The organism is Rhizobium sp. WW_1, from assembly GCF_003610155.1.
GTDB classification, from domain to species: domain Bacteria; phylum Pseudomonadota; class Alphaproteobacteria; order Rhizobiales; family Rhizobiaceae; genus Rhizobium; species Rhizobium tropici_A.
In genome coordinates this window covers 32384-49644 of the sequence record NZ_RAIN01000015.1, presented here as the reverse complement: position 1 = coordinate 49644, position 17261 = coordinate 32384, and the positions used below count along the sequence as shown (strand labels likewise).

Genomic DNA, 17261 nt, shown 5'->3' with positions numbered 1-17261 from the left:
CGGTGCGTCGTTATTCCATGCCCCGGAGCCTTCTGCCATGTCCCTGCCCGATAAAGCCTTTCCCGTATCCTGGGATCAGTTCCATCGCGATGCGCGCGCGCTTGCCTGGCGGCTTGCCGGCCTCAATCGAGATTTCAAGGCGATCGTCTGTATCACCCGCGGCGGCCTCGTGCCGGCGGCCATCATCTCGCGTGAGCTCAACATCCGCCTGATCGAGACCGTCTGTGTCGCCTCCTATCATGACTATTCCAGCCAGGGCGAAATGAACTTGCTCAAGGGCATTGCGCCAGAACTGTCAGCCAACGGCGGCGAAGGGGTGCTCGTCATCGACGACCTCACCGATACCGGCAAGACGGCCCTCGAGGTTCGCAGCTTGCTGCCGAAGGCGCATTTCGCCTGCGTTTATGCCAAGCCGACCGGTGTTCCCACAATCGACACCTTCATCACCGAAGTCAGCCAGGACACCTGGATCTACTTCCCCTGGGATATGGGCTTCACCTACCAGGAGCCGATCGCTAAGGGCCATCGCGGCTGACACTGCCATTAGAGGCGATGCGAATCAGTCGCGATCGCCAGCCGTGCGGCAACATGATTCGAATGACGGTAATAGAGGTGGGCGCTGCGGCGCCCACTAGATTTAGTGGACGCATATTGGCGGGAACGCGCGGGATTCAAGGGTTTCCGCGCGAATCATGATGTGCCACGGCATGATTTTGCCGCGCTGCCAATGGCATCAAGGTCACGGTCACAATTTTGTCGCTTTTGACTCCGGCCTTGATGAAACAAACCTCGACAGCGGTCGCGCGAAGGGCGAACGACGACGCCCAAGCTCTTGATTCTTCTACCCTCCTGACGTTTCCCCAGTTTCCACAGCTAAGCCCACAAGATATTGTGGTTAACAATCCCTAGCAAACCACCCCTTGACGGAATCGGGTCTTTCAAAGTTAATGGACGACGTTGCGGCGGCGACTGGACCAGGCGTATTTACGAGGGCTGGTTCTCAATTCGAAATCGGATTTGGATTCAGGGCGATACACTTTGATCAGTGGCCGCCGTGAGCGTTTTTGTGCCGATATCGAGGCTGCCAAAAAAGACATGCGGGGACTGGCGGCAATAAGCTGTTAATACTATATTTAGTGTTTGCAGCCACCATCACCACAAGATACAGGAACGCCATCTCCGGATGACACCTCCTGTCAGAGAGCGGATCGAAGCTGGCTGCGCGTTGACATCGCGACGCCGGAATGAGAATTTTTGCGTCCTGCTTTCATGCGGGAGCGCACCAACGAATGAGGATTGGGACCATGCGCATCGAACGTCGTTTTACGAAGGCCGGCCAGTCACCCTATGCGGAGATCGAATTCCGCAAGGCGACGAGCGAGATCAAGAACCCCGACGGTTCGATCGTGTTCCGCCTCGAAAACATCGATGTACCCGCGCAGTTCTCGCAGGTGGCCGCCGACATTCTCGCGCAGAAGTATTTCCGCAAGGCCGGCGTGCCTGCCAAGCTGAAGAAGGTCGAGGAAAACGACGTCCCCTCCTTCTTGTGGCGCTCCATTCCCGACGATGCCGCCATGAAGGATCTGCCCAAGGATCGGCAGAGCGGCTCGGAAACCGATGCGCGACAGGTCTTCGACCGCCTCGCCGGCACCTGGACCTACTGGGGCTGGAAGGGCGGCTACTTCTCGTCCGAGGAAGACGCTTCCGCCTTCTGCGACGAGCTTGCCTACATGCTCGCCACCCAGCGCGTTGCTCCGAATTCGCCGCAGTGGTTCAACACCGGCATGCACTGGGCCTATGGCATCGACGGCCCCGGCCAGGGTCACTATTATGTCGACCCGTTCACCGGCAAGCTCACAAAGTCCAAGTCGGCTTATGAGCATCCACAGCCGCATGCCTGCTTCATCCAGTCCGTCGAGGACGACCTCGTCAACGAGGGCGGCATCATGGACCTGTGGGTTCGCGAAGCCCGCCTCTTCAAGTACGGTTCCGGCACCGGCTCGAACTTCTCGATGCTGCGCGCCGAAGGCGAAAAGCTTTCCGGCGGCGGTCGCTCCTCCGGCCTGATGAGCTTCCTCAAGATCGGCGACCGCGCTGCCGGCGCCATCAAGTCGGGCGGTACGACCCGTCGCGCCGCCAAGATGGTCGTCGTCGACATCGACCATCCTGACATCGAGGACTACATCAACTGGAAGGTCAAAGAGGAGCAGAAGGTTGCCGCCCTCGTCACCGGCTCAAAGATCGTCGCCAGGCACCTGAAGGCGATCATGAAGGCCACGCTCAATTGCGAAGGCGACAATGACGATTGCTTCGACCCGGCCAAGAACCCTGCCCTGAAGCGCGAAATCCGTGCTGCCAAGAAGGACCAGGTTCCGGAAAACTACGTCCAGCGCGTCATCCAGTTCGCCCGTCAGGGCTACAAGGATCTTGAATTCAAGACCTACGACACGGACTGGGATTCGGAAGCCTACCTCACCGTATCCGGCCAGAACTCCAACAACTCGGTTTCGATCAAGGACGACTTCCTGCGTGCCGTCGAGAATGATGGCGACTGGAACCTGACCGCCCGCAAGGACGGCAAGGTCATCAAGACGCTAAAGGCCCGCGACCTCTGGGAATCCATCTCCTACGCCGCCTGGGCATCGGCCGACCCGGGCCTGCACTTCAACACGACGATGAACGACTGGCACACCAGCCCGGCCGCGGGCCCGATCCGCGCCTCCAATCCGTGCTCGGAATATATGTTCCTCGACGACACGGCCTGCAACCTTGCCTCGCTGAACCTGATGACCTTCAAGGACGCAGCGACGAAGCGTATCAACATTGCTGACTACGAGCACGCCGTCCGTCTCTGGACCGTCGTTCTCGAAGTCTCCGTGATGATGGCGCAGTTCCCCTCGCGCCGCATCGCCGAGCTTTCCTATGAATACCGCACGCTCGGCCTCGGCTACGCCAATATCGGTGGCCTGCTGATGTCGTCGGGCATTCCCTATGACAGCGACGAAGCCCGCGCCATCGCCGGCTCGCTGACCGCGATCATGACCGGTATCGCCTATGCGACCTCGGCCGAAATGGCCTCCGAACTCGGGACCTTCCCGATGTTCGAGCCGAACCGCGAGAACATGCTGCGCGTCATCCGCAACCATCGCCGCGCCGCTTACGGCGAGGCCTCGGGCTATGAAGGTCTTTCGGTCAACCCGGTCGCGCTGATCCATTCCGACAATCCGGACAAGGATCTCGTTGCCCATGCCAAGGCCGCCTGGGACAAGGCGCTGCAACTCGGCGAAAGACATGGCTACCGCAACGCCCAGGCAACCGTCATCGCGCCGACCGGCACGATCGGCCTCGTCATGGATTGCGACACGACCGGCATCGAGCCGGATTTCGCCCTGGTGAAGTTCAAGAAGCTTGCCGGCGGCGGCTACTTCAAGATCATCAACCGCGCCGTTCCGGAAGCGCTGCGCACGCTCGGCTATTCCGAAAGCCAGATCGCCGAGATCGAGGCTTACGCAGTCGGCCACGGCAACCTTAACCAGGCTCCGGCCATCAACCCGTCGACGCTGAAGGCCAAGGGCTTCACCGCCGAGAAGGTCGATGCCGTCAACGCCGCGCTCAAGAGCGCCTTCGACATCAAGTTCGTCTTCAACCAGTGGACCCTCGGCGCCGACTTCCTGAAGGGCACGCTGAAGGTGTCCGACGAGCAGATGGCCGACATGAGCTTCAACCTGCTCGACCATCTCGGCTTCTCCAAGAAGGACATCGAGGCTGCGAACATCCATGTTTGCGGTGCGATGACGCTGGAAGGCGCGCCCTTCCTGAAGAACGAGCACCTCGCCGTCTTCGATTGCGCCAACCCTTGCGGCAAGATCGGCAAGCGTTACCTCTCGGTCGAAAGCCACATCCGTATGATGGCGGCAGCCCAGCCCTTCATCTCGGGCGCCATCTCCAAGACGATCAACATGCCGAATGAGGCGACCGTCGAGGATTGCAAGAACGCCTACATGCTCTCCTGGAAGCTCGGTCTGAAGGCCAATGCCCTTTATCGTGACGGCTCCAAGCTCAGCCAGCCGCTGAATGCTTCGCTGATCGAAGACGACAGTGACGAGGATGCGCTGGAAGAATTCCTGCAGGCCCCTGCTGCCGCGCAGGCCGTGACCATCACCGAAAAGATCGTCGAACGCGTGATCGAGAAGGTCGTGCGCACACAGGAGAAGCTGCCGGGCCGCCGCAAGGGCTATACCCAGAAGGCCAAGATCGGCGGACACACGATCTTCCTGCGCACCGGCGAATATGACGACGGCCGTCTCGGCGAAATCTTCCTTGATATGAACAAGGAAGGCTCTGCACTGCGCGCCTTCATCAACAACTTCGCGATTTCCGTCTCGCTTGGCCTCCAGTACGGCGTGCCGCTCGAAGAATATGTCGACGCCTTCACTTTCACCAAGTTCGAGCCGGCCGGCATCGTAACGGGCAATGACGCCATCAAGAACGCCACGTCGATCCTCGACTACGTGTTCCGCGAACTGGCGATCTCCTATCTCGGCCGTCACGATCTCGCTCATGTCGACACCTCGGACTTCAGCAACACGGCGCTCGGCCGCGGCGTTTCCGAAGGCAAGGCCGATGTCGTCTCCAAGGGCCTGACCCGCGGCTACAAGCCGACGCTCGTTCCGACATCGGGCGAACGTCCGGCAGCCGAGGTCAAGGGTTCGGCTACCGCTGCCCCGGCCCGCGCCGCCTCGGTTTCCACGGTCACAGCCTTCGCCGGCAACACCGTCCGCAAGCTGGAGCCGACAAGCGCGGTTTCCACCTCCGAAGTCGTCGCCTTCAAGCGCGATTACGAAGAGCGTGCGAAGGAGTTGGCGGAAGAGATCGCAGAGGAAGTGGCGGAAGAAACCGGCCTCTTCACCGACAAGGCTGCAAGCGACGCGGCAACGGCCAAGACGGACGCCAAGAAACTGGAATCCGAACGCCGCGCCCGCTCCATCATGCAGGGCTACACCGGCAACATGTGCACCGAGTGCCAGAACTTCACGATGGTCCGCAACGGCACCTGCGAGAAGTGCGACACTTGCGGTGCGACCAGCGGCTGCTCTTGATAATTTATCGTGCTCTTAGCTAATCCATCAACGGGGCGAGCAATCGCCCCGCTTTTTTTATGAAGGTGTTTCGTAATCGGACTGAAGCTGCACATTCCCAAATTGCGCTATTACAGCCCCAGGCTGCTGGTGCCGGGGCAGCACTCTCTTCCGTCGACTAAAAATATCCGTCAACGCACCCGTTCATGAAGAAATGCCTAGATAGCTAAAGGTTTGGCCTTATCAGTGCCAATACCCCTCACCCCAAATGCCCGATTTCGGCCACGAAACCGGCGGGAAATCATCCATTTTCATTGAAATTGTTGCTGCAGCAATATTCGGTCTGCCGAGCCTCAAAGCCGTGATCCACGGTACCCGGCTCTTCGACATATTTATCGCTGAATCCCGCCCTTAGTGCGTCGGAAAAAGCAGTCCAATCGTGTGAGGCACCGTTTTGAAAACCGGCAGCGATATCACGAGCATTCAATATCTGCGCGCCATCGCAGCAATTTCCGTTCTTTGTTTCCATGTCAGCGAGACATATGGCCTGAACTTCAAAATCGGGGCTGCGGGTGTCGATATATTCTTCGTCATCAGCGGCTTCATCATGTGGGTCACGACCGAGGGAAGATCGCTCGGTCCGCAGGAATTCATGTGGCGGCGGCTTATCAGAATAGTGCCGCTCTACTGGATTGCGACGGCAGCAACCTTCGTCGTCGCCGTGCTGAAACCGCAATTCTTCTTCGACACGAATTCGAGCGTCGAGAACTTGATCGGCTCTCTTTTCTTCGTGCCCTTCATGAAGGACGAAGCGCTGCATCCGGTCGTCGAACAGGGGTGGACGCTCTCCTACGAGATGTTCTTCTATCTCATCTTTTCGATTTCGCTGCTCGTGCCGGCGTTCAGGCGACTATGGTTCCTGATGGCGGCTCTGGTGGCCGTCGTGATTGCACATTACCTGCTGCCCCTCGGCTATCTCAGTGTTTTCAGCCAACCGGTCATTCTGGAATTTGCGGCCGGCATCGCCATCGGACGCCTGTGGAAACAGAGCTTTCGGCTGCCCTTTCCCGTCTCCATCGGCTTGATGATCATCGGGTTCTCACTGCTGATCGCGAGCGGCCCGCTAATCCATTTGGAACGGGCCGTCCGGTGGGGCATACCGGCGGTGTTGCTGCTGTCGGGCGCTGTTTTCGCGGAGCGGGAGCGCGGCGTCCCTAAGGTGGCATTCCTGCATTTCCTGGGAGATGCCTCCTATTCTATCTACCTATGGCATGTGCTGACCGGCATCATGGTGACGGCACTGCTTTTGCGCATCGGGGTCCCGCACGGTCTGCAGCCTGTATTGATCGTATTGGGCTCGCTGGCCTTCGCCATCGTTTGCTACCTGTGCATCGAGCGCCCGATACAGCGAAGAATGCAATCGTCTCGCCAGCGCCCCGCTTATCGCAACTGACGGGCAAGAACAGAGCACAGCAGTCCCAAACGCCTTGAGATCGGAATTGCATGCGTACGGCGTCAGGGAGTAGATAAACCAAAGAGATTTACGGCACCGTCCCCGACACTTTTGCCGTCCCGTCAATGACCGGGCAGGATGGCGGCACCGGCCGATCGAATAGCACGGCAATGCCGCAATCCGAGGTGAACATCGCCTCGTCGTCATGCCCCACGCCAGGCACTTCGACGACCTTCTGATTGAGATCGGATGGATGCCGCTTCTTCATGTAGTCGAAATAGGTCAGCCCGCGTGCAAGCCGATATGGCCCCTGCGCCATCGCCCCGCAGGAGCGGTCGATGAAATGGGTGTAGGGATTGGTGTCGGCCTGGCCCAGCAGATAGACAACATTGCGCGCGGCATATCTGGTTTCAAGGGTCTTCGGGTCCTGCGAGGATACGTATGGCGGCGCGCCGGCCAGCCCGTAGCGCCACTGCGTCGCCTTGGGGCATGCGGCCAGCCCCGCCTGCTGATCCGGCAAGGCCGGCCGCTCATCGTCGAAATAGAGATAGCTCGAGGGATTGGCGACGACGTAGCGAACGGAGATGCCGGCGCTCGTCAAATCCTCCGCTTCCTTTCCGACCACGGCATAGCGCTGGACTAGCTGGGCTCCTGCCGAGTGCCCCATCACGACGATGGTCTTCAGGGAGGGATAAAGACGGCGATCGGCAAAATGCTGCAATAGGGCATCGAGCGCGGCGAAAGAGCTGATCGGCGCCGGCTGGCGCGCCGGCTCTCCGCCCTTCCAGCCATTTTGCGTCCAGGCCAGCGTTTGCGCCGAGAGCGAGAAGGCGTTCACATCCGGTTTTATCAGGAATTGCGGCGCAACCACCATCGCACCGTCGGCGAGATCGTCTGCCTTTGCCAGCACTTCCTGTCCGGTTGCATAATAGGCATCGGCGTTTCGGAGCGTGCCATGGATGATGATCAGCACCTTCGTCACGTCGGGCGATGCCGCTTCGATCGCGTGATCCGCATAGACGGGCAGCTCGCCCTTCCCCTCCGGCGTGTCGAGGAGCAGGCGTTGGTCCGCGACCTCCTTGACGGGTTGCTCGAGCCGCGCATGCTGGGAATCGGCATCGGCTGACCACGCTTCGCTCGACATGCCGATGGCGACTGCTGCTGCGATCGACAGTCGGGCGCAAACCCTACCCTGAATGCTTCTCAGAATCTTCATCTGTAAAAACTCGGCTGAGGCGGATGACCATGAATATAGCGACTTCCAGCCAAGCGGAAGACGGCGGGCGACCCAATCATGTACCAGCTTGGTTGGAAGTCGCGCCGATTGAACGAGAGAGCGAACCGGAATCCGTCGCCCGACCGAAAGTTTCTCTTCCGCGCGGCAAGCAGGTTGCCTAGAAAGCGTCGCCTATGAACATCAGTCCGCCAGCGATCTCACCTCGCCCTTCCGAAAAGCTGCGACAGAGCGCGCAACCCGTGGCATAAGGCCCCCGAAAAGAGTTTCTTCGGGCCACGCGTAACCATGATTCGTATCGAGAATATCAGCAAGCAGAACAGCCACCGCATCCTCTTCATCGAGGCATCCGCGGCACTCAACAGGGGTGAGAGCGTCGGGCTCGTAGGGCCGAACGGCGCCGGCAAGACGACGCTTTTCCGCATGATCACCGGCCAGGAACTACCCGACGAAGGGCAGGTTTCCGTCGATAAGGGCGTCACGATCGGCTACTTCAATCAGGACGTCGGTGAAATGGAAGGCCGCAGCGCCGTTGCCGAAGTCATGGAGGGCGCCGGCCCTGTCAGCGCCGTTGCCGCCGAGCTGCGCGAGCTGGAAGCCGCGATGAGCGATCCGGACCAGGCCGACAGGATGGACGAGATCATCGAGCGCTATGGCGAGGTTCAGGCCCGCTATGAGGAACTGGACGGCTATGCGCTGGAGGGCCGCGCCCGCGAAGTGCTGGCCGGCCTGAGCTTCACCCAGGAGATGATGGACGGCGATGTCGGCGGACTTTCGGGCGGCTGGAAGATGCGCGTGGCGCTCGCCCGCATCCTGCTGATGCGCCCCGACGTCATGCTGCTCGACGAACCGAGCAACCATCTCGACCTCGAAAGCCTGATCTGGCTCGAATCCTTCCTGAAGGGTTACGAGGGCGCGCTTCTGATGACGTCGCACGACCGTGAGTTCATGAACCGCATCGTCAGCAAGATCATCGAGATCGATGCCGGCAACCTGACCAGCTATTCGGGCGACTATGAGTTCTACGAGCAGCAGCGGGCGCAAAACGAAAAGCAGCAGCAGGCGCAGTTCGAGCGCCAGCAGGCCATGCTCGCCAAGGAAATCAAGTTCATCGAGCGCTTCAAGGCGCGCGCTTCGCATGCCTCGCAGGTGCAGAGCCGCGTGAAGAAGCTGGAAAAGATCGACCGCGTCGAGCCGCCGAAGCGCCGCCAGACGGTCGCCTTCGAATTTCAGCCGGCACCCCGCTCGGGCGAAGACGTGGCCGTGCTGAAGAATGTCTACAAGAAATACGGCAGCCGCAGCATCTATGAAGGACTGGATTTCATGGTTCGCCGCCGCGAACGCTGGTGCATCATGGGCATCAACGGCGCCGGCAAATCCACGCTTTTGAAACTGGTGGCTGGCTCGACGCAACCGGATGAGGGCAGCGTCGCCCTCGGCGCGAGCGTCAAGATGGGATATTTCGCCCAGCACGCCATGGATCTGCTCGACGGCGAGCGCACCGTGTTTCAGCAACTCGAACACGATTTTCCGCAGGCAGGCCAAGGCGCACTGCGGGCGCTGGCCGGTTGCTTCGGCTTCTCCGGCGACGATGTGGAAAAGAAGTGCCGGGTGCTGTCGGGCGGCGAGAAGGCGCGGCTCGTCATGGCCATCATGCTCTTCGACCCGCCGAACCTGCTGATCCTGGACGAGCCGACGAACCATCTCGATCTCGACACCAAGGAAATGCTCATCCATGCGTTGTCGCAATATGAAGGGACGATGCTGTTCGTCTCGCACGACCGACATTTCCTGGCGGCGCTCTCCAACCGCGTGCTGGAGCTGACGCCCGAAGGCGTCCACCAATATACCGGCGGCTACACGGAATATGTGGAGCGCACCGGCTACGAGGCGCCCGGTCTCAGGAGCTGATATCAGCAGAACCGACGCTATTGCGTGTTGGCCGAGGGCACAGCGCCGGCGTTGATCACCGCCACGGGCGCTGTCCTGCCACGCACACGGATTTCGATGCGGCGGCGTGACTCGACGGCGCCGCGCTGGCCGGAGGTGACGGTATCGCCGGGCAGGATCAGTTGCGCGGCGGACATCGGCAGGATGGTGGCATCCTTCAGCTTCGGATTGGCCCGTAGCACATTGGCAACGGCAATGGCGCGGGCAAGACCAAGGCCGGCATTGTCAGCTGGCAGCAGTGCCGAGACCGGCAGCCTGCCGTCCATCGCGCTGATGATCGTATCGTCCAGATTGGATTTTTCCCGCGCCACCGGCTGTTCGTCGGTGTGGCCGATCACTTCGACGATATTGGCGCCATAGAGGCTCAGATTGCTGGCGATTTCGTCCGTGATCGTCGTGCTGAGAAGCTGGGAGAAGGTGCCCGTGAGCTCTGCGCTTCCTGATTGGAAATAGTTCTTCTTGGCATCGTCGAGATTGATGATGGGCGGCCAGTCGTGCATGCCCTTTCCACCGCCACTGTCGGCCAGAAGCTTGTTGACCTCGTCGGGCGCTGACGCCAGCGAGACGCCGTGTTGCTTCAGAACGGCCGCGACCTTGGACAGCGACTGCAGATCGGCCGATGTCGCGCCCTGATCCGCCATGCTGTCGAGCGTCTCTTTCGCCAGCACCAGTTCCCGCCATTGCTTGTCCACCACGGCTTTGTCGGCGGCTGACAGATCGCTGGAGACGACCTTGGACTGCAGCAGGACGATCTCGGCCGCCTGCTCCGCCCGCTTCTTCTCCAGCACGGCGACCTGCTGCTCAGCTTTCTCAAGCTTGCGCTCGACTTCGTAGCGCTTGTTTCTCTCTGCCGAAATCAAGGCGGCCGCCACGAGCAGAAGACAAAACACCAGGAGCAACATGGATTCGGCCATCGTCAGGCCAAGGATGAGACCACGATTGTAGCCCCTATGCTCCAGTTTCGGCTGCGTGTCCGAGCCTTCTGTTACCATAGATGCCACCAGCGTTTTCGCGGTTCGGCTTCTATTTCGGACGCGACGCGATCATCGGCTTCCGGCTTCGGCAGCGGCGCCTGCCCCATCGCTTCCGCCATGCGTCCGAGCGCCAGTTCGATGTTGCGCAGCGGCTGCAATTGCGCCTCCGACATCTCCTTGATCGCGGTAATCGCCGGCGCCAGTTCGGCGCGCACGACATCCTCCGGCGAGCGGATCTCCTCCAGCTTCCTGCCGACATTCTCGACGGCGGCGCCGAAGGTGCCGATGATCTCCGAAAGCTGCGATGTCGTCGCCGTCAGCTGCGCGGCGGCGTCATTGATGGGGGTTACCGCCTGCTTCGCCAGCATTTCCAGGATCTTGTTGATCTCCTGGCCGTTGCGCTCGGCCTGCCGCGCAATCTCCTCGAACCCTTCCGACAGCATCTGGTTGCTGACGCGCCGGTAATGCGAGAATTCGCGCGACGAGGAATCGAGTTCGGTTCGAACCCGCCGCGTCATCTCGGCAAGCTCGTGGCGCACGCTGCGCTCGATGTCGATCGGATCGCGCCGCATCTGGTTGAAGAGAATGCGCAGCGTCACGCCGGCGATGGTCGAGGTAACGGCGATGCCGAAATTGCGAACGATGGTTTCGATCGATGTTTCGCCGGCGAAGAGATAGAGCGATACGCCGAGGCTCGAGAGGGTGAACAGGAAACCCATATAATAGAGATTGTCGCCCGCCTGCTCGTTGTGCAGCCGAAATCCGGCAACGGCCAGCGACACAATGAAGTAAATCGCCATCAGCACCAGCGGCACGCCTGTCACGATCGGCAGCGACCAACCCATGAGCTTCGACGACCAGATGAAGATCATGCCGGCAATGGTGATGGAGGCGAAAAGCACCATCGGCCCGTAATCCCGGATGAGATATCTGGCGTCGGTATTGGCCATCAGCGTATCCCCTCCAATCGCACGAAGCCGTCGAAATAACCGTTATTGCCCTTGATCCATTGCGCCCAGAAGTTTGCGAGGTCTTCCATGGTGAACTTGATGTTCGGCCGTTGAAAGGCGAGGATCTTGACCGTGACGCCATCCAGCGACGTGCGAAAACGGTCGTTTGCCGGGCTGTGCTGGTATTTCTGATAGGAGGCGCCGTCGCGGTAATTCGAGAAGGCGGGCGTGTGTTCGAGCATGTCGGAGGCAATATAAAGGCGCTTCGGGATACCGGCCGGCGCGTTGGCAAAAACCTCCAGATTGATCTTTTGAATGGCCGCCATGATCGGCGACAGCCTGCCGGACTCGCCTGCTGTCAGCTTGCCCGCGATCTCGGTGAGCGGCTTCTGGAAGCCCTTCTCCCATCGTGCCTGCGCGAGCCGCGGATTGCTGGTCCATTCGTCGACATTCGCACCACTTCCCGGATTGCAGCCGTGGAAGGTCTGGATCAGCTCGCCTTCCTTTTCGGTGAGCGCATAGATATCGATGGCCCCGCCGACCGGCACATCCGCCACGATCTTCTGGAACTGGTTGCGGAGATCGAGCGCCGTCGAGTCGGCGATGGGATCGGTGACGTCGAGCAATATGGCCGTTTCCGCCTTCGGGCCGTCCACCGGGCAAAGCGACGCCTGATCGACGGCGACATTGCTGGCCGCCTTGTAACGCAGCCAACCATAGGCACCGACGATCCCGAGCGACAGGACCGCAAGGCAAACCGTTGCGATGATGAGACCGGCGGACCCGCCGCGCCGGCTACGCCGCTTGCGTCGCGCCAAGGATGCTCTCCGGGAAAAGATTATCGAGCTGGTGATATTTCTCGATGGCGCGCTCGAATTCGTCGCCGATCCGCTTGATCTGCTCCGAAAGCTCCGCCTGCGCACTCTGGATGCGCGATCCCAGCACCTTATCGTCCCACTCCTCCTCGGTGCGGATGACAGGCGTCAGACGCTCCATCCTGTACGCAGCCTTGAAATAGGAGGGCTCAGGCTCGCTTCGCGCAGCCCGGTTGGCGTCGCGATAGGAGGTGAGCAGCACATTGGCGGAACGCTCGAGGTGGTTCTGGTGTTCGGCAAAGAGCCCCGCCGTCCTCGCGCGATGGGCGATGATGGCGGCCGTTTCCTGCCGGCGAAGGGAAAGATCACGGATGATCTCCTCGATCTTGCTGTTGTGCTCATCGCGGATTTCGCGGAGATCCTCGATCAGATCCAGCTTGCGGTCGATATAATTGTCCCGCGCCGCATCGAGACGCTTCTGCACGCCGGCAAAACCCGGATAGGGATCGGTCAGATAGCAGCCATCGATGAAGGCGACGAGCGAGAACATCAGGCCGATGGCAAAGAGCATCCAGGAGTTCAGCTCCTGCAGCCCGAGGGGTGCCGCCTTAAGGCGTTGGATCACCTCGGCGCCAGCCCCGCTCAAAATCGTCGCCGAGACTTCGCGGTAATGCGCCAATGCAATGTTGATGCCCAGCGCGACGGCGACATAGGCGACAAGCCCGAGGAGGCCAAGCAGCTTCAGTGCAAAGGAGCGATGCACCAGAAAGCGCACGCAGAAGAAGGAGAACATCAGTGCCGTGCCGATGTTCAGGAAGGCGAAGGCTGCCGCTTCCGTCACACCGCCGACGAGACCCTGTTCGCTTCCCTTGGCGAGAAAACTGCCGTTCATCACCATTTCGATGAGCACGAGGAAAACGATGAGCGAAACCTTGAAGCCCCATGCCGCCCGGCTGGAAACCTTTGCTGCCCGCTGCAGCTTGTGCTTCGCCTTGAAGCCGACCATTTCGTCCTCGGCGGTCTTCAGGTTGCGGCGCAGACCATGCAGTTCATCGACGCCGCTTGCCACCTCCGCCTTGAAATCCGAGACGCTGGACGCGTTCGCCTGACGGATCAGCCCGAACTGCCCTTCGAAATCGAGATTGCGCAGGCGGCTGTCGAAGGTCTGGAACTGATCTTCGAGGATCTGGTAGGAGCTTTTCTTCTCCGCCTCCACCCAGGCGACGATACGCTGCTCCGTCTCGTCATGCGATTGCGCATCGGGCGGCGGCCGGTTCTGCCGGCCGGCAGCGGCTCCTTTTTCCTTCAGGTCGAGGGTCGCACCAAGCTTTTCGATATCGACGACGGGAAACACGTCCGTCGAGGCGCGGAAATCATGGCTGGTCTCCCGAACGCTATCCCAGAGACGGTTGAGGGCTTCGAAACGCAACGATCTTCCCCGGCGAATTCATCAACTTAGAAAGGACAATTGAGAGATCGATACCGCACTGGTTGTCCACGGTCCAGCGCGATGTGAGGAGGTTAGGATGCGATTGTGGTAAAGGCTAGCCCAAGCCCGCAGCGATTGGAAAACATCCGACGGCAAGGACCAGCGCTCGCTCATCGCCACGGATCGCTGCTACGCCCTATGCGAACTCGGGATGGCGCGCCAGAAGCCGGCGCGACGCAGCCCCTCCCGATAGATGTCACGCTGCCATTCCTCCTTGAACGGGACGACCGAGACCCAGCGATCGACATCGAAATCCGGGTTGGTCTTGCGAACCCGCCTCACGAAGAAGCCCGCCTTCTCTTCGTCTCCGAGCATCGCCCAGCTCGCCGCCGAGATTCTGTCTGCCAGGCGTGTGTCCGCCATCCGACCGATATAATCGAGAGCGGTTTCGAACCGGCCAAGCGTGTAGCTCGCCACGGAAGCGGTCCAAAGATAGGTGTCGGGGCTCACGGGGTTGAGCGCAATGGCGGTTTCGATCTTCGTCAGCGCCAGATCCGGTCGTGAGGAGTGAAGCAGCGCTTCGGCATGATCGGCCATGATGCCGGCATGGCCCGGATTGAGGGCTTCGGCCAGTTTGAGCGCATCGATGCTCTCATCACTTTTTCTTTGGAAAAGCTTCGCCATGCCGAATTCGCGATAGCCATCGGCAATATCACGCCGCGCCGCGATGGCCTGCATCGCATAATGTTCCGCCTCGCCCAGCAAGGCTGCATCGCTTCCCGATGTCAGCACCCATTCCTTGGAATAGGTGCGGGCGATTGAACTCAAGGCAGGGGCAAAATGGCTGCTGGTGCGCAACGCTGCTTCAAGCTCCCCGCGCGCCCTGTGCAGATTCGGCATCGAGAGGTGTTCGAGGTAGCGCTTGCCGGCGAGGTAGCGTTGATAGGCCGCAGGATTCTCTTCCAGATGGGCTCTCATCATCTCGCGGCGCTCTATCTGCCCGGCAAGAGACAGAACGATATGACGCCCGACGGTCCGTCTCTGCTCTTCCGGCGAGGACCGTCCGAGGCTGGTGCGCTCGGCCCAGATGATTTCATCGGTCGCGGCGTCGACCAGCTGCGAGAACAGCAGCGGCCCGTCATCACGAGCACTAAGCCGCATTTCGAGAATGTAGGAGCGGTCCCATTGATCGAAGGTCGCGACGGCACGCTCTCCAACCCTACCGACCCGGATCGCCGTGCAGCGACCGGCGATTTCGAGACTGTCCAGCGCGCAGAAGCCAACGGTGATATCGTTTACCAGAGACGCGGCATCGTAATCCATGCCTTGCCTCTCCGCGGAAGGCAGCAACAGGAGAGGTATCCTTGCTCTTGGGCGGGCGACCTGACGCCCTTCACGATGGCGAATGGCATCCCCGGCTCGAATTTGCGAAGCATGCTCGTATTGTGCGGACCATGAATCCAGCAGTGCGGCACGCTGCTCGAAAATCCGCCTGAAATGCTCGACCTCACCTTCCGCATCGAATATCCGCAGCAGGATCCGAAGAATATCCCGATCCTCCGGGTCCAGGCCCAGGGCCAGGAGTGCCGCCTCCTTCACCAGGGCAACATCGTCCTTGGCATCCGCCTCGGCGGCAGCGACACCCAGCGCCTGCTTCAGCGCCGAAAGATGCCTGCCACCTTGAGCGGCACGCCAATGAAAGAAAATCGCGCTCTGGCAATCGACACCGCGAAGGAATTCGGCCTCAAGCGTTTTCGCCAGCAGTTTCAATCTTGCGAAGACCGGGCCGCCGTCTTGCGAGTGCGCAAACCAGAGATCGGAGCTCGCTGGAGGCGCTTCGAGCTCGACGGCTGTTTCGCTGAAACGAAGGAACGACCAACCGAGCTTATTCTGGCGGCTTCTGATCCGCGAAACCAGCTTGCGAAGATTGACCTGCGCGCTGCCATTGTCGTCTCCCCACAAAAGCCGGGCGATCGTGCCGCGTGATGCGCCCGCCGTCGGCTCCAGCATCAGACAGACCAGGATCAGCAGACCTTTTTCAGGGAAGGAAACCTCGCAGCCGTCGCCGTCCAGAAGTTTCAAGCCGCCAAATGCCTGTAGTGAAAACATAGCTCCGCTCACAAGATCCGTGCGAAGCAGTGGTGGCTGAGAAGGTATTTCCGTTTCCCGTTAACCCCATTCGCGCTCTGACGAGTATGGTGAAATTTCCATAAGACTGTAGTGTGTCGGAAGGTTTGGCGATTTTCAATTCCAATTGCCGGCAATCTGATAAACCACTCGCTAAATCATGGGCTCGACATATCTTTCCCGAGCACGCGACATCATTCGGAGCATCAAATCATGACGCCCTCCCCCTTCAAGAACATCTGTGTCTATGGCGCCGGCGCACTGGGCGGCGCGATCGCGGCAAAACTCGCGTCCTCCACGAGCGCGCAGACACGAGTTTCGGTCGTTGCGCGCGGAGCCCATCTTGAGGCCATTCGAGCCGACGGCATAAGCCTCTGGGAAGCGGGTGTGGAGAGCCCTCTCATTGCGCAGATGACGGCAACGGCCGATGCGGGCGAGCTACCGCCACAGGATCTCGTCATCACCGGGCTCAAGGGGCATCAGCTTGCCGCAGCCGTACCCGGCATTGCAAAGCTGCTGCATTCCGGCACCCGCGTCGTCATGATCCTCAACGGCGTGCCTTGGTGGTATTTTCACCGGGACCGACAAAGCGGCCATGCCGAGCATCAGATGGAAGAGCTGGACCCGAATGGCGATCTCTGGCGCCTGATCGGGCCGGAGCGCATCATCGGCTGTGTCGCCTATCAGGGAGCGGAGGTTGCCGCGCCCGGCGAGATCAGGCTCAGCAATAGCGGCCACTTCATCCTTGGCGAACCTTCCGGCGAAACGACGGCCGATATCGAAGCAGTCGCGGCGCTGCTGCAGCAGGCCGGCGTGAAGGTCTCCATCTCCGCGCGAATTCGCGACGATATCTGGAGCAAACTGATGGGCAACGCCGCCTTTAATCCCATCAGCGCGCTCACACGCGGGTTGATGTCCGACATCATGGATGATCCGGCCCTCTCCGCGATGGTCGGCCAGGTGATGAGCGAGGTGAAGGCCGTCGCCGAAGCCCTGGGATCTCAGGTCGCCATGTCCGTTGAAGAACGCCTCGAACGCTCGCGACAGATCGGGCCGGTGCGCACCTCGATGCTGCAGGATCTGCTTGCCGGCAAGGCGCTGGAGATCACGCCGCTCGTCGGCGTCGTGGTCTCTCTCGGCAGGCTCGCGAATGTGCCGACGCCGGTCTCGGCGACCATCCTCACGCTTGTCACCCAGCTCGACCGGAAGAACCAGCAAGGCGCGGGTTAGGCAAAGCAGCCCTCGAACTTC

The 17261-nt window shown here is 60.4% G+C and carries 11 protein-coding genes; 5 read left to right on the top strand and 6 right to left on the bottom strand.

The features are described from left to right. Positions 1-37: 37 nt before the first annotated feature. The 3 genes from gpt to BJ928_RS30015 all read left to right on the top strand — a co-directional run bounded on the left by gpt (position 38) and on the right by BJ928_RS30015 (position 6531). Positions 38-535, top strand: coding sequence for a xanthine phosphoribosyltransferase (gene gpt / locus BJ928_RS30025; protein WP_047634817.1), 498 nt, complete (start codon positions 38-40; stop codon positions 533-535). Positions 536-1304: 769 nt separating this feature from the next. Then, on the top strand, positions 1305-5099 hold the full coding sequence (locus tag BJ928_RS30020) for a vitamin B12-dependent ribonucleotide reductase (protein WP_047634754.1): 3795 nt from the start codon (positions 1305-1307) through the stop codon (positions 5097-5099). Between the two features lie 433 nt (positions 5100-5532). After that, complete coding sequence (locus tag BJ928_RS30015; protein ID WP_047634755.1) at positions 5533-6531, top strand: acyltransferase; 999 nt, start codon at positions 5533-5535, stop codon at positions 6529-6531. Positions 6532-6619: 88 nt separating this feature from the next. Here the strand turns inward: BJ928_RS30015 and BJ928_RS30010 are convergent, their stop codons facing one another. After that, positions 6620-7747 (bottom strand): alpha/beta fold hydrolase, encoded by a 1128-nt coding sequence (locus BJ928_RS30010; protein WP_047634756.1) that lies wholly within the window; start codon positions 7745-7747, stop codon positions 6620-6622. A gap of 306 nt (positions 7748-8053) precedes the next feature. Here BJ928_RS30010 and BJ928_RS30005 point away from each other — a divergent pair, with 306 nt between their 5' ends. Beyond that, on the top strand, positions 8054-9676 hold the full coding sequence (locus tag BJ928_RS30005) for an ABC-F family ATP-binding cassette domain-containing protein (protein ID WP_047634757.1): 1623 nt from the start codon (positions 8054-8056) through the stop codon (positions 9674-9676). A 17-nt stretch (positions 9677-9693) separates the two neighbouring features. Here BJ928_RS30005 and BJ928_RS30000 read toward each other — a convergent pair whose 3' ends face one another. The 5 genes from BJ928_RS30000 to BJ928_RS29980 form a co-directional block, all read right to left on the bottom strand. Further along, a complete protein-coding gene (locus BJ928_RS30000) occupies positions 9694-10707 on the bottom strand; it encodes an OmpA family protein (protein ID WP_047634759.1) in 1014 nt (337 codons plus the stop codon). After that, positions 10701-11639 carry a membrane protein gene (locus BJ928_RS29995; protein WP_047634760.1) on the bottom strand — a complete coding sequence of 313 codons (939 nt, stop codon included), beginning with the start codon at positions 11637-11639 and terminating at the stop codon, positions 10701-10703. Before BJ928_RS29995 ends, BJ928_RS30000 begins: the two co-directional genes overlap by 7 nt. Then, a complete protein-coding gene (locus BJ928_RS29990; protein WP_047634761.1) occupies positions 11639-12457 on the bottom strand; it encodes a hypothetical protein in 819 nt (272 codons plus the stop codon). Before BJ928_RS29990 ends, BJ928_RS29995 begins: the two co-directional genes overlap by 1 nt. Next, positions 12435-13883, bottom strand: a complete 1449-nt coding sequence (locus tag BJ928_RS29985) for a hypothetical protein (RefSeq protein ID WP_047634762.1) — start codon at positions 13881-13883, stop codon at positions 12435-12437. Before BJ928_RS29985 ends, BJ928_RS29990 begins: the two co-directional genes overlap by 23 nt. Positions 13884-14072: 189 nt before the next feature. Next, positions 14073-15992, bottom strand: coding sequence for a hypothetical protein (locus BJ928_RS29980; protein ID WP_047634763.1), 1920 nt, complete (start codon positions 15990-15992; stop codon positions 14073-14075). Positions 15993-16223: 231 nt separating this feature from the next. On the opposite strand from BJ928_RS29980, the gene BJ928_RS29975 reads away from it, so the two are divergent. After that, positions 16224-17240 carry a 2-dehydropantoate 2-reductase gene (locus tag BJ928_RS29975; protein ID WP_047634764.1) on the top strand — a complete coding sequence of 339 codons (1017 nt, stop codon included), beginning with the start codon at positions 16224-16226 and terminating at the stop codon, positions 17238-17240. Positions 17241-17261: the final 21 nt, after the last annotated feature.

Bases quoted from the DNA above. Each gene is read 5' to 3' on its own strand.
- BJ928_RS29980 (WP_047634763.1), bottom strand. From the start codon at position 15,992: ATGTTTTCACTACAGGCATTTGGCGGCTTGAAACTTCTGGACGGCGAC.
- BJ928_RS29975 (WP_047634764.1), top strand. From the start codon at position 16,224: ATGACGCCCTCCCCCTTCAAGAACATCTGTGTCTATGGCGCCGGCGCA.
- BJ928_RS30000 (WP_047634759.1), bottom strand. From the start codon at position 10,707: ATGGTAACAGAAGGCTCGGACACGCAGCCGAAACTGGAGCATAGGGGC.
- gpt (WP_047634817.1), top strand. From the start codon at position 38: ATGTCCCTGCCCGATAAAGCCTTTCCCGTATCCTGGGATCAGTTCCAT.
- BJ928_RS30010 (WP_047634756.1), bottom strand. From the start codon at position 7,747: ATGAAGATTCTGAGAAGCATTCAGGGTAGGGTTTGCGCCCGACTGTCG.
- BJ928_RS30020 (WP_047634754.1), top strand. From the start codon at position 1,305: ATGCGCATCGAACGTCGTTTTACGAAGGCCGGCCAGTCACCCTATGCG.
- BJ928_RS29995 (WP_047634760.1), bottom strand. From the start codon at position 11,639: ATGGCCAATACCGACGCCAGATATCTCATCCGGGATTACGGGCCGATG.
- BJ928_RS30005 (WP_047634757.1), top strand. From the start codon at position 8,054: ATGATTCGTATCGAGAATATCAGCAAGCAGAACAGCCACCGCATCCTC.